The following is a 12,765-nucleotide window of genomic DNA, read 5'->3' on the forward strand; positions in this document are numbered from 1 at the left end:
TTCGTCGCCGACCACAATGCAGCCTTCGTGGCGCTGTAGCCATCCCCGACGCCGATCCACGACAGCACGGACAGCACGTTGAGGAGTGCTCCCCCGCCGTTGGAGGCGAGCACCGGCGCAAAGGCATCGGCGACGGCCACGGCACCGAAGAAATTCACCTCGAACAGTTCCCGGAGTCCGTCGCGCGACCCGAGCACGGAAGCACCGTTAGACGCGCCCGCGTTGTTGACCACGAGGGTGACGTCGGCAGCGAGCGCGACCGCAGCCGCCACCGACGCGGGATCGGTGACGTCGAGCGGGAGGGGAACCACTCGGTCGTCGCCCCACTCGCGGGGAGTTCGGGCAGTCGCGTAGACCTTCCGGGCTCCGAGCGCGAGAGCCTGATAGACGAACTCGGTGCCCAGACCCCCATTCGCGCCCGTGACCAGGACGACGTCGGTGACGGTCATGTCAGATCCTCTCGAATGATGGTGGCGTTGCGAGGCAACCGCCCTCGCACATGACCTGGAGGCCGAATCGGCCTCCGCGCCTACGCGTCGCTGAGGCGTGCTTTGCAGATTGCGAGTGCCTCAGGTCGCGTCTTACCGGATAGGCGAGCGTGCTCGGGGCACTCTGGTCAGGACAGCCGCTCGAGAACCATGGCCATCCCCTGGCCGCCTCCTACGCACATGGTCTCGAGGCCGAACTGCTTGTCGTGCCACTGCAGCGAGTTGATGAGCGTGCTGGTGATCCGGGCGCCGGTCATCCCGAACGGGTGGCCGACCGCGATCGCGCCGCCGTTGACGTTGAGCTTGTCGTGGTCGACACCGAGCTGCCGTGCAGAGGGGATCACCTGGGCTGCAAACGCCTCGTTGATCTCGACGAGGTCGATGTCATCGATCGTCAGCCCGGCACGGGACAGCGCCTGCTTCGAGGCCTCGACCGGGCCAAGGCCCATGATCTCTGGCGAAAGGCCCGAGACTCCGGTGGAGACGATGCGCGCGAGCGGCGTGAGGCCGAGTGCCTTGGCCTTGGAGTCGGACATGACGACGATGGCGGCGGCGCCGTCGTTGAGCGGACAACAGTTCCCGGCCGTCACTGTTCCGTCGGGCCGGAAGACCGGCTGCAGCTGCGACAGCGACTCCAGGGTCACACCGGTCCGCGGGCCGTCGTCCTTCGAAACCAGGGTGCCGTCGGGCAGCGTCACGGGAGTGATGTCGCGCTCCCAGAATCCGTTGGCGACGGCACCCTCGGCCAGGTTCTGGCTCCGGACGCCGAAGGCGTCCTGCTCGGCACGGGTGGTGCCGGTCAGCTGGGCGACGTTCTCCGCGGTCTGCCCCATCGAGATGTAGACGTCAGGTAGCTCGGCGGTGGTGCGCGGGTCCACCCAGGTCTGGCCGCCGGCGGCGAGTTTCTCGGTGCGCCGCTGGGCGAGGTCGAAGAGGGGGTTCTGTGTGTCCGGGAATCCGTCAGCGTTGCCTTTCGTGAATCGGCTCACCGCCTCGACCCCCGCCGAGACGAACACGTCGCCCTCCCCCGCCTTGATCGCGTGGAACGCCATCCGGGTGCTCTGCAGGCTGGAGGAGCAGTAGCGGTTGACCGTCGTACCTGGCAGGTGGTCCATGCCCGCCAGGACAGCGACCACGCGGGCCAGGTTGAAGCCGGACTCTCCCCCTGGCTGGCCACATCCGAGCACCAGATCGTCAATCTCACGCGGGTCGAGCGCTGGGACCTTGGCCAGTGCTGCGTGCAGCATCTGCAGAGTCAGCTCGTCGGGACGCATGTCTTTCAGCGACCCCTTGGACGCCCGGCCGATGGGCGAGCGAGCAGTGGCGACGATGACGGCTTCGGGCATCGGAGAATCTCCTTGATTGACTAGGTAGGTGGGCGATTGCCTCGACGAACCCGCTGGCGCGTTAGGCACTTCAGAGCGCGTGAAGGATGTCTTCCACGCGGTCCTTGGCGTCGCCGAAGAGCATCGCGGAGTTCTCGCGGAAGAACAGCGGGTTCTGTACGCCGGCGTACCCCGAGGCCATGGAGCGTTTGAACACGATGACGTCGTCGGCGTTCCACACGGTGAGGACGGGCATGCCAGCGATGGGGCTGAACGGGTCCTCGGTGGCGGCCGGGTTGACGGTGTCGTTGGCGCCGATCACGAGTACGACGGCGGTGTCGTCGAAGTCCTCGTTGATCTCGTCCATCTCGAGCACGATGTCGTAGGGCACCTTGGCCTCGGCGAGCAGAACGTTCATGTGGCCGGGGAGGCGCCCAGCGACGGGGTGGATGCCGAAGCGGACGTCGACGCCGCGGTCACGTAGCTTGCGGGTGAGCTCGGCGACGCCATGCTGGGCTTGGGCGACCGCCATGCCGTAGCCGGGGGTGATGATCACCGAGTCAGCGGCACCGAGCATCTCGGCGACCTCCTCGGCGGTGACCTCGCGGTGGTCGCCGTAGTCCCTATCGTCCGACGGGCCGGCCTCGATGCCGAAGCCACCGGCGATGACGGAGATGAACGAGCGGTTCATCGCCTTGCACATGATGTACGACAGGTACGCACCGGACGAGCCGACCAGGGCGCCGGTGATGATCAGCAGGTCGTTCTCGAGCAGGAAGCCCGAGGCGGCCGCGGCCCAGCCGGAGTAGCTGTTCAGCATCGACACGACGACCGGCATGTCGCCGCCGCCGATCGAGGCGACCAGGTGCCAGCCGAGCAGCAAGGCGAGGGTCGTAACCACGACCAGCAGCCACAACTGCGGGTCGATGACGAACCACATGGTGAGCGCGAAAAACGCGGCGAGTGCGCCCAGGTTCAGGAAGTTCTTGCCCGGCAGCATCATCGGGTTGGACTTGATCCGCGCGGACAGCTTGAGGAACGCGACGATCGAGCCGGTGAAGGTCACCGCACCGATGAAGACGCCGATGAAGACCTCGGCGGAGTGGATGCCGAGCAGGTCCTCGAAGCGGAGCTCGTCGGCTGCGTGACCGTTGATGTCGTGCTCGACGTGCAGGAAGCCGTTCCAGCCAACGAGTACCGCAGCCAGACCGACGAAGGAGTGCAGCAGCGCGATCAGCTCGGGCATTCCGGTCATCTCAACCACGCGCGCGCGGTAGAGGCCGATCGCTGCACCGATGGCAGTCGCACCGATCAGGATCGCGAGCCCGGAGCCTTCGATGTCACGGTCAACCGCGAGCGCGATCGTGGCCGCGAGGGCGGTGGCCATGCCGGCCATGCCGAAGTTGTTGCCGACCTTGGCCGTCTCGTGCTTGGAGAGGCCGGCCAGCGCCAGGATGAAGAGAAGGGCAGCGACGATGTACGCCGACTGCGCGACGGTTGCGATGTCGAGATCCATCGTTCAGCTCCTCGAGAACATGCTGAGCATGCGACGGGTCACGGCGAAGCCGCCGAAGACGTTGATGGAGGCCAGCAGGATCGCCGCGCCGGCGACCGCCGTGACCGCGGTGTCGTTCTGGCCGATCTGGAGCAGGGCACCGACCACGATGATCCCGGAGATCGCGTTGGTGACCGACATCAGCGGGGTGTGCAGCGCGTGGTGCACATGCCCGATCACGTAGTAGCCGATCACGATCGCCAGCGCGAACACCGTCAGATGCACCTGCAGCGCCGCCGGCGAGATCGCGATCAGCGCAAAGAGCGCAGCCGCAGCTGAGAACACGATGCCCATCCGGCGCCCCGAAGACATGTGCGCCTTCGCCTTCGACTCCTCCTGCTCCACCGGAACGGCCGGCGCCACGGGAGCCGCGGAGACCTGGACGGGCGGCGGCGGCCACGTCGACTCGCCATCGCGGACCACAGTGATGGAGCGCTGCACGACGTCGTCGAAGTCGAGGACGAGCTCACCGTCCTTCTCCGGTGTCATCAGCTTCATCAGGTTGACCAGGTTGGTGCCGTAGAGCTGCGACGCCTGCGCGGCCAGGCGGCCCGCGAGGTCGGTGTAGCCGATAATCGTCACGCCGTTGGCGGTCACCACCGCCTGGTCCTTGACCGTGCCCTCGACGTTGCCACCGTTAGCGGCGGCCATGTCCACGATCACGCTGCCCGGCTTCATGGACGCCACCATCTCCGCGGTGATGATCCGCGGCGCCGGACGACCCGGGATCAACGCGGTGGTGATGATGATGTCGACATCGGCGGCCTGTTCGGCATACAGCTTCGCCTCCAACGCCTGGTAGTCCTCACCCATCTCCTTGGCATAGCCGGTCGCCGACACCTCGACCTCCGGCGACTCGATCGACAGGTACTCACCAGCCAGGGACTTGACCTGGTCGGCCACCTCCGGACGCGGGTCGGTCGCGCGCACGATCGCGCCCATCGCCCCGGCCGCACCGATCGCGGCCAAACCAGCAACCCCCGCACCGACCACCAACACCTTGGCCGGCGGGACCTTGCCCGCCGCAGTGACCTGGCCGGTGAAGAAGCGTCCGAAGACATTCGCGGCCTCCACGACCGCGCGGTAGCCGGCGATGTTGGCCATCGACGACAAAACGTCCAGCGACTGCGCCCGGCTGATCCGCGGGACCGCGTCCATCGCCAGCGCGGTGATCGGGCGCTTGCCCAGATCCGCGACCAGCTCCTCGTCCAGGCGCGCGTTCAGGATCGCGACCAGCGTCGTGCCCGGCTTCAACGCGTCCAGTTGAGCGGGCGCGGGCGCGTTCACACCGAAGACGATGTCGGCCTCGGCGATCGAACCGACCCTCGCCCCGGCCTCGGCGTACACCTCGTCGGGAAAGCTCGACGCGGCACCCGCACCCGGCTCGACCACCACGTCGTAACCCAGCTTCAAAAGCTGAGCCACGGTCGCAGGAGTGGCCGACACGCGGCTCTCGCCGGGGCGCGCCTCCTTGAGGACTCCGATCAACATGATCGCTGCAGCCTTTCTGTCGCGACCCTGATGGGTCGTTGAGTGGCCTCTTGCTCCCTCGACGCGGTTACTGGCGTCGTCAGCAAGGGGCGTAGATCAAGTCCGCCGGAACCTCGCCATGCACAGCGGTGGATGCTCAGGGGTGCGGAGCGGAACCACAACGTCCTGTGTGCCGCCGACGACGAGCCCGGGCGTGTCGGGGATCGCGGCCCTGCGGTGGAAATGGGGCTGGTACTGGGTCACGGGAATCGGGCTCAGTCGGCAATCTCGTGGACCAGCTCGATGGCGCGGCCCAGGGTGGCGAGCCGGGCGTCGAGCGTGTCCCCGGCCGGGTACATGCGGACCGTGTCGACGCCGGCGGCGTGCCACACCTTCAACCGATCACGGACCATCGACTCGGTGCCGATGAGCGTGGTGGCGAGGACCATCTCGTCGGTGACCAGCTCGGCGGCGCCGTCACGATCGCCCCCCTGCCAGCGTTCGTGGACCTCAGCGGCCTTCTCGGCCCAACCCTGACGGCTGTAGGCCTGGTTGTAGAAGTTCGTCGAGGCCGAGCCCATCCCGCCGAGGCTGAAGGCCAGCTCCTTCTTGCGACTGGCGACGATCTCGTGCAGGGCATCCTCGTCGGGCACGAAGTTCACCTCTGCTCCTTGGCAGACGTCCAGGTCCTGTCGCTTGCGGCCGGACATGGCAAGGCCGTTGTCCAGGTGGGAGAAGTACGCCTCGGCGGCACCTTCGGGCACGAAGCTCGTGCCCAGCCAGCCGTCGGCGATCTCGCCGGTGAGGGTGAGCATCTTCGGTGACAGAGTGGCGAGGTAGATCGGGATGGGGTGCTCGGCTCGAGCGGAGAGGCGCATCGGCTTGCCCTCTCCGTCGGGGAGGGGGATCTGATAGACGCTGCCGGAGTAGGAGATCTTCTCCCCGGTGAACGCGCTACGGACGACCTCGACGGTCTCCCGCATGCGGGTCAACGGGCGGGCGTGCGGGATGCCGTGCAGGCCCTCGATGACCTGGGGGCCGGAGGCACCCAGGCCGAGCAGGAACCGGCCTTCGGACAGGTTCGACAGCGTGATGGCTGCCTGGGCGATGGCCACGGGAGTTCGGGTGCCGATCTGGATGATGCCGGAGCCCAGCTGCATCCGCTCGGTCCGCGCCGCGTAGTAACCGAGCGCCGATGGCGCGTCGGACCCCCACGCCTCGGCAACGAGCAACAGGTCGAGACCGAGCTTCTCGGCCTCGACGACGAAGTCCGCCTGGCTCTGCCAGCCGTCCGGGCCCGATGCTTCGATCGAGGTGGCGGTGCGCATCACTCGCTCGCCTCCAGCCGCTGCTTGATACCTGCGAGGTTCTGGGTCATGCCCTGCTCGAACTCCTTGAGTCGGACGTACACGATCTTCTGCTCCTTCTCCGGCATCCGGTCGATGGCGAAGGACAGGCCGGATCGGCCCGGGCCGAGCTGGGCCCACTGCGACAGCTGCGTGCCCGCGTCCTTCGGCTCGAGCCGGAACCGCCAGATCGCTGTCGGCTGGTCGGGATCCTCAACCGCCCAGGCGAACACCCTGCCGGGCTCGTACTCGACGACGTACGAGGTGGTCTGCCACTCCCCCAGCGACTCGTGCTTGCTACGACCGATGAACCGGTGGCCGACGGCAGGCTCGGTGACCCCGTCGAGCCACTCCACCGACTGGAGCTCCGCGCTCAGGGTCGGCATCATCTCGATGTCGGAGACCAACGCCCACACCTTCTCCGGCGGGGCGTCGATCCAGGTCTCCACCTCGACCGTTGGCGTGTCCGCGTAAAGCGCGCCCGTCCACTCCATACCAGAGACCTCCATGTCGACATCGAACCCAGCCACTTTTGTGGTCGTGACCTCTAGAGTTGCTTATTAAGACCCACCCTGTCAAGCCCGAAGTCCTCGACGGCGTGCGCCGTAATTGCTCCCACGCCGATACCGAGCGCGACGCCAAGATCCGCCTGGGTGTCCACGTCGCATCGAGCACGAGGCTCGTCCGCGGCGACCGGCGTGGCACCGGTCGCAACGTGCTGATGGAAGGACCTCTCTCCGAACCGGGGCCGCGCGCGGCAGCCCGGCGCGGTGGTCAACAGGGTCGATCCGATGCCCTCGCGGTCAGCGACCACCGCGGCCGGGTGTCGCGCAGCTGCGTCCAACACACGCTGCAGGACGTGGGAGGTCAGGCACGGCAGGTCTGCCATCAACATCGCCGTCCACGTGTCGCCGGACCTGCCGGCGCCCATGCCGTGCAGGAAGGCGCTGTTCAGGCCGAGCCCCGGATCACGGAGTACGACGGCGCCCACAGCCCGCGCCAAATGCGCGAGGGACGGGTCGTCGCTGACCAGCACCACCTCGCTCACGCCGGGTGCGCCACCGACGGCCTTGAGCACGTCTCGGGCCATCGCCAGCGCCAAGCCTTGACGCGCTTCCTCGCCCAGCGGCCGGAGCCGAGACTTGGCGACATCGAGCCGGCGCGCACAGATCACCACTCGCCAGGGATGGCCGTTCACGTCAGTCCGAGAGGGGGTCGTGGCCGTCCGCAGCGACGAAGCCGTAGGTCGTCGTCCGCTGGCGGACGGGTCGCCCGACGCCCGCCGCAACGTCGGTGAGCTCGCTGACCGTCTTGGCCGAGCCGTGCTCGGAGCCGGCCATCCGGGAGATGGTCTCCTCCATCAGCGTGCCGCCGACGTCGTTGGCACCCGCCCGGAGCATGGCTTGGGTGCCCTCGACACCGAGCTTGACCCAAGAGGTCTGGATGTTGTCGATGCGCCCGTGCAGCATGATCCGGGCCATGGCATGGACGGCCAGGTTGTCGCGCAGAGTTGGGCCCGGACGGGCAACGCCAGCCAGATAGATCGGCGAGCTGGTGTGCACGAACGGCAGCGGTACGAACTCGGTGAAGCCGCCCGTCTCGTCCTGGAGCCGACCGATCACGCGCAGATGGCTGACCCAGTGGCGAGGATCGTCGACGTGGCCGTACATCATCGTGGAGCTCGACCGCAGGCCGACCTTGTGGGCGGTGCTGACGACCTCGATCCACGTGGCAGTCGGCAGCTTGCCCTTGGTCAGGATCCAGCGCACCTCGTCGTCGAGGATCTCCGCGGCGGTGCCCGGGATCGTGTCGAGTCCGGCCTCGCGGGCCCGGATCAGGAAGTCCTCGAAGCTCAGGCCCGTGCGCGACGAGCCGTTCACGATCTCCATCGGCGAGAACGCGTGGACGTGCATCTCCGGCACGCGTTGTTTCACAGCCGCGGCGAGGTCGAAGTACGCCGTGCCGGGCAGCTCGGGGTCGATGCCGCCCTGCATGCAGACCTCGGTCGCGCCCAGCCCCCAGGCTTCCTCGGCGCGGTCGGCGACCTGCTCGAGTGAGAGCGAGTACGCGTCTGCATCGGTACGTCGCTGAGCGAACGCGCAGAACCGGCACCCGACGTAGCAGACGTTGGTGAAGTTGATGTTGCGGTTGACGACGTACGTCACCTCGTCGCCGACCGTGTCGCGGCGCAGGTCGTCGGCCAGCCGCACCACCTCGCGCAGCAGGTCGCCCTCGGCCGTCATCAACGTCAGCGCGTGCTCGTCGGACAGGTTGCCGGGGTCCTTCTCGGCCGCGCGCAACGCGGATAGTCCCTGACGATCCTGTCGTGAACCGGGCCGACCGACGACAGAATCGTCAGGGACTACCCCGATTTCGGCGGTCGAGCGCGCTGCCGCCTTCACCTCGTCCCAGTCGCCGTAAACCGTGGTGAAGTCGCTGCGGCGGTCCTCGGTGCGACCCTCGGTGTCGACGGCGGCATGCAGATCGGTCCTTCCAGCGGACTCGAAGCCGCCGTCGGGCTCCTGCCACGGATGGGGCTGCGGGCGGACGCCAGGCCGGGCCAAGCCGGAGTCGTCGGCGAGGGCGGCGACGTGAGCGGAGATGCGAGGGTCGAGCCAGGGCTCGCCCTGGACGACGTACTCCGGATGCACGGTCAGCCGTGGGCGCAGCTCGAAGCCGCAGGAGTCGGTGATCGAGCGCAGGCGCTCCAGGGAGGGCCAGGGCCGCTCGGGGTTCACGTGGTCCGGGGTGAGTGGGGAGACACCGCCCCAGTCGTCGACGCCCGCGGCGAGTAGGGCCGCGCACTCGTTGGGGTCGACCAGGTTCGGCGGCGCCTGAACCCTCATTCTCGGGCCCATCACAATCCGGGTGACCGCGATGGCTGCACGGTATTCGTCCAGGTCGAGGTCGTCGACGTGCCGCATCGCGGTGTCGGGCTTGGCTCGGAAGTTCTGGACGATCACCTCCTGCAGCGCGCCGTAGCGGCGGGCGTTGGCACGCAACGCGAAGATCGTCTCGGCCCGTTCGGCCAGGGTCTCGCCGATGCCGACCAGCAGGCCCGAGGTGAAGGGCACCGACAACCGGCCGGCGTCTTCGAGCACCCGGAGCCGGATCGCTGGATCCTTGTCCGGTGAGCCGTAGTGGGCCTCGCCCTTGCTCTCGAACAGCCGCCGCGATGTCGTCTCGAGCATCATGCCCATCGACGGCGAGACCGGCTTGAGCCGGTTGATCTCCTCCCACGACATCACCCCTGGATTGAGGTGCGGCAGCAGCCCGGTCTCCTCCAGGACCCGCACCGCCATCGCCCGCAGGTAGGCCAGCGTGGAGTCATAGCCCTGTTCGTCAAGCCACGCCCGCGCCTCCGGCCACCGGTCCTCAGGACGGTCGCCGAGGGTGAACAGCGCCTCCAGACAGCCCAGCTCCGCGCCCTGGCGGGCGATGTTGAGGATCTCGTCGGGAGAAAGGTACGGCGCCCGGCCCTCCCGAGCCCCATGGGCGGGAGTCTCCACAAACGTGCAGTAGTGGCACCGGTCCCGGCACAGCCGGGTCACCGGGATGAACACCTTCGGCGAGTACGTCACCACCCCTGGACGGCCGGCCGCCACTAGTCCCGCATCACGGACGCGGGTCGCCACCGTGCACAGCCGGTCGAGCTCGGGGCCGGTCGCTGCCAGCAGTGCGGTGGCCTCGTTCTCATCGAGCGCGGCACCACGCTCAGCTCGAGCGAGCGCGCGGCGCACCTCGGCCGGCCTGACCCCAGTGGCTTCCATCGGATCAGATGCTGGCCAGCTCGGCGGCCTCGGCGAGCGTTCTCAGCGTGACCATGCGTTCCTCCAGGGCTGGTCCGGCGCCGCCCGGGGCAGCGCCGCCGTGCGAGGCGATGAGGGTCGTCACCCCGGCCTCCGCATAGGCCTGGAGCCGGTCGGCCACGCGTTCCTTGGTGCCGATCAGCGTGGTCGCGTCGATCAGGTCGTGCGGCACCGCGGCCAGTGCTCCGGCCGTGTCGCCGGCCAGGTACTTCTCCTGGATCTCGGCGGCCGCGTCTTCGTAGCCCATACGGCAGGCGAGCTGGTTGTAGAAGTTCTGGGACCGGCTACCCATTCCGCCGACGTACAGCGCGGTGTACGCCCGCTGGGCGTCTGCTGCGGCGCGGAGGTCGGACTCGCTGTCAGTCCTGGTGAAGGTGACCGGCACGGTCGGAGCGACGTCGAACCCTTCGAGGCTGCCGCCGCGCCCTTCGCGGAGCGGGGCGAGCGAGACCTCGGCGTGTTCCGGGGCGAAGAAGATGCCGAGCCAGCCGTCGGCGATCCGGCCGGTCTGCTCGAGGTTCTTGGGACCGATGGCCGCGATGTAGATCGGGAGCGGGTTCCGGACCGGGCCGATGGTGAGCTTCAGCGCCTTGCCGGGGCCGTCCGGCAGCGGCAGTGTCCAGTGCTCCCCGGAGTAGGCCAGCCGCTCGCGCGCTAGCGCCTTGCGGACGATTCCGACGAACTCGCGGGTGCGGGCGAGCGGCTTGTCGAACCGCGCGCCGTACCAGCCCTCGGAGACCTGGGGGCCGGAAACGCCCAGGCCCAGGCGGAAGCGACCTCCGGAGAGCATGTCGAGGGTCGCGGCGGTCATCGCGGTCATGGCGGGGGTGCGTGCCGGGATCTGGAAGATCGCGGAGCCGATGTCGATGCGCTCTGTCTTGGACGCCACGTAGGCCAGGACGGTGGCGGCGTCGGAGCCGTATACCTCGGCTGCCCAGCAGGAGGAGTAGCCGAGCCGGTCGGCCTCCTGGGCGATGGCAAACCCGTCGGTGGTGTTTCCGAGGCCGAAGTAGCCCAGGTTGATGCCGATTTGCATGGTGTTCTCCTTGAGATCAGGCGGTCAGTGCGCTGCGAGGACCTGGTCGGCGAGGGCGTCGAGCTGGGCCGCGACCGAGCCGAGCAGGGAACGGCGTGCCCGTGCGCGCTTGAGGTAGACGTGCGAGGGGTGCTCCCACGTGAACCCGATGCCGCCGTGCACCTGCAGGGCATCACGGGTCGCGCAGTCGGCGGCGTCGACGGCCGCGGCAAGGGCGGTCTGTGCGGCGGCCGTTGCGTCCGGTCGCTCGTCGTCGAGGGCAGCCGCAGCCCACTCGACGAGGAGTCGTGCGGCGTCCAGCTGGACGTGTCGGTCCGCGAGCAGGTGCTTGATCGCCTGGAAGGATCCGATCGCACGACCGAACTGGTGTCGCTGCCCGGCGAACTCGACCGCACCATCCAGGGCCCGTTGGCCCGTACCGATCAGCTCCGCAGCGAGCACCGCTCGGATCCGGTCCAGGCTCGCGACCGGCTCCAGAACCGTGGCCGCCACCCCGGTGAACTCGATGGCCGCGGACGGTTCGGTGACGTCGAAGCTGTCGACGGGGGTACGGCGAACCCCCGGTGCGTCCAGGTCCACGATCACCGGCACCGAACCTGCGAACGCGAGGAGCCGGTCGGCGTCCATGCCGAACGCCACCGCCCCAAGCTTGCCATCGACCGTGCCGCCGTTCAGTCGCAGCGCGCTGGTGCGGGCACGCGGGACGACTGCGGTCGGAAGGGTCTCCCAAGCTGGCACCACGACCACCGACCCGTCGACGATGTCGGTCGCGTCGTGGCGGCTGACGGCGAGAACCGCGGCCGTCCCGACGAACGGGATGCGCGGCACCGCGAACCCGACCTGTTCGGCGAGCAGGCAGAGCTCGCGTACACCGCCGCCGGATCCGCCGCGTTCCTCGGGGACGCCGACGCCGAGGAGACCAAGGTCCGCCAGGGATCGCCACAGTTGGCGGTTCAGGCCGGCCGCGCGGTTCTCCCACGTCGGCGGAACGGGATCGACGCGGGCCGCGGTTTCGAGCACTTGCCGTGCAGTGAGGGCCAGCTGGTGATGTTCCTCGGTCGTGGTTGCGTGCATCGACATCCTCCTCGGGGGTTACCGCCGGACGCGGAGGACGCCATCATGTCGGAGTGCGTCTTAATATGCAACTATCAATGTCAGACGGGCTTTTCTTCCGACGACCGCGACGCTTCGGCCTGACGCGCGAACCGACGCTGGACGTCGGGTCGTTCCCTGAGGCGCTCCGGATAGCCAGGGCCCATCTGCATCGTGACGTCCTCGGAGCGCAGGGCTTCCCGACACTCCGCGCAGACGACCTCGGCGTGGGTGTCGTTGTCGCAGGACTTGTGATGGAAGACCATCGGCGGGCCGGCCTCTCCCGCCAACCAGGTGTCACCCCAGTGCGACATCGCTGCGATCACGCCGAAGAAGTCGCGGCCTTTCTCGGTGAGCAGGTATTCGTAGCGCTTCGGCTCGGTGCTGTAGAGCTCCTTTTCCAGCAGCCCTTCGTCGACCAGCCTGCGCAGGCGGTCCGAAAGGGTGTTTCGCGCGATGCCCAGCTCGTGCTGGAACTCGTCGAACCTGCGGATGCCGTAGTACGCCTCACGCAGCACGAGCGGCGTCCACCAGTCGCCCAGCAGGTCCATCGTGCGCGCGATCGAGCACGGCCAGTTCGCGAATGATGTTCTCCTCATGGCGCCATAGTAGTGGATACCAAAATAAGACTGAGCACTTGACAG

Annotated in this window: 11 protein-coding genes; all 11 read right to left on the bottom strand. The window is 68.2% G+C overall.

Annotated elements, in window-relative coordinates; translation table 11 throughout:
- On the bottom strand, positions 1-449 hold a 449-nt coding region (locus D0Z08_RS26935; RefSeq protein ID WP_118928453.1), incomplete at its 3' end, for an SDR family NAD(P)-dependent oxidoreductase.
- Between the two features lie 167 nt (positions 450-616).
- Positions 617-1,834: an acetyl-CoA C-acetyltransferase gene (locus D0Z08_RS26940; protein WP_118928389.1), complete on the bottom strand. Its 1,218-nt coding sequence runs from the start codon at positions 1,832-1,834 to the stop codon at positions 617-619.
- Positions 1,835-1,904: 70 nt separating this feature from the next.
- Positions 1,905-3,329: a Re/Si-specific NAD(P)(+) transhydrogenase subunit beta gene (gene pntB / locus D0Z08_RS26945; protein ID WP_118928390.1), complete on the bottom strand. Its 1,425-nt coding sequence runs from the start codon at positions 3,327-3,329 to the stop codon at positions 1,905-1,907.
- A 3-nt stretch (positions 3,330-3,332) separates the two neighbouring features.
- Positions 3,333-4,859, bottom strand: a complete 1,527-nt coding sequence (locus D0Z08_RS26950) for a Re/Si-specific NAD(P)(+) transhydrogenase subunit alpha (RefSeq protein ID WP_118928391.1) — start codon at positions 4,857-4,859, stop codon at positions 3,333-3,335.
- Positions 4,860-5,113: 254 nt separating this feature from the next.
- Positions 5,114-6,166, bottom strand: a complete 1,053-nt coding sequence (locus D0Z08_RS26955; RefSeq protein WP_118928392.1) for an LLM class flavin-dependent oxidoreductase — start codon at positions 6,164-6,166, stop codon at positions 5,114-5,116.
- Positions 6,166-6,693 carry an SRPBCC family protein gene (locus D0Z08_RS26960; protein WP_220454377.1) on the bottom strand — a complete coding sequence of 176 codons (528 nt, stop codon included), beginning with the start codon at positions 6,691-6,693 and terminating at the stop codon, positions 6,166-6,168. The genes D0Z08_RS26955 and D0Z08_RS26960 overlap by 1 nt, the downstream gene beginning before the upstream one ends.
- 38 nt (positions 6,694-6,731) lie before the next feature.
- Entirely contained in the window at positions 6,732-7,382 is a 651-nt protein-coding gene (gene cofC / locus D0Z08_RS26965; RefSeq protein WP_182481511.1) for a 2-phospho-L-lactate guanylyltransferase, read from the bottom strand.
- Position 7,383: 1 nt separating this feature from the next.
- On the bottom strand, positions 7,384-9,954 hold the full coding sequence (locus D0Z08_RS26970; protein WP_118928395.1) for a bifunctional FO biosynthesis protein CofGH: 2,571 nt from the start codon (positions 9,952-9,954) through the stop codon (positions 7,384-7,386).
- 4 nt (positions 9,955-9,958) lie between these two features.
- On the bottom strand, positions 9,959-11,029 hold the full coding sequence (locus D0Z08_RS26975; RefSeq protein WP_118928396.1) for an LLM class F420-dependent oxidoreductase: 1,071 nt from the start codon (positions 11,027-11,029) through the stop codon (positions 9,959-9,961).
- Positions 11,030-11,053: 24 nt separating this feature from the next.
- On the bottom strand, positions 11,054-12,103 hold the full coding sequence (locus D0Z08_RS26980; RefSeq protein ID WP_182481512.1) for an acyl-CoA dehydrogenase family protein: 1,050 nt from the start codon (positions 12,101-12,103) through the stop codon (positions 11,054-11,056).
- Between the two features lie 80 nt (positions 12,104-12,183).
- On the bottom strand, positions 12,184-12,672 hold the full coding sequence (locus D0Z08_RS26985) for a winged helix-turn-helix transcriptional regulator (RefSeq protein WP_220454379.1): 489 nt from the start codon (positions 12,670-12,672) through the stop codon (positions 12,184-12,186).
- Positions 12,673-12,765: the final 93 nt, after the last annotated feature.

This window comes from Nocardioides immobilis, assembly GCF_003515065.1.
Taxonomy (GTDB): Bacteria; Actinomycetota; Actinomycetes; order Propionibacteriales; family Nocardioidaceae; genus Nocardioides; species Nocardioides immobilis.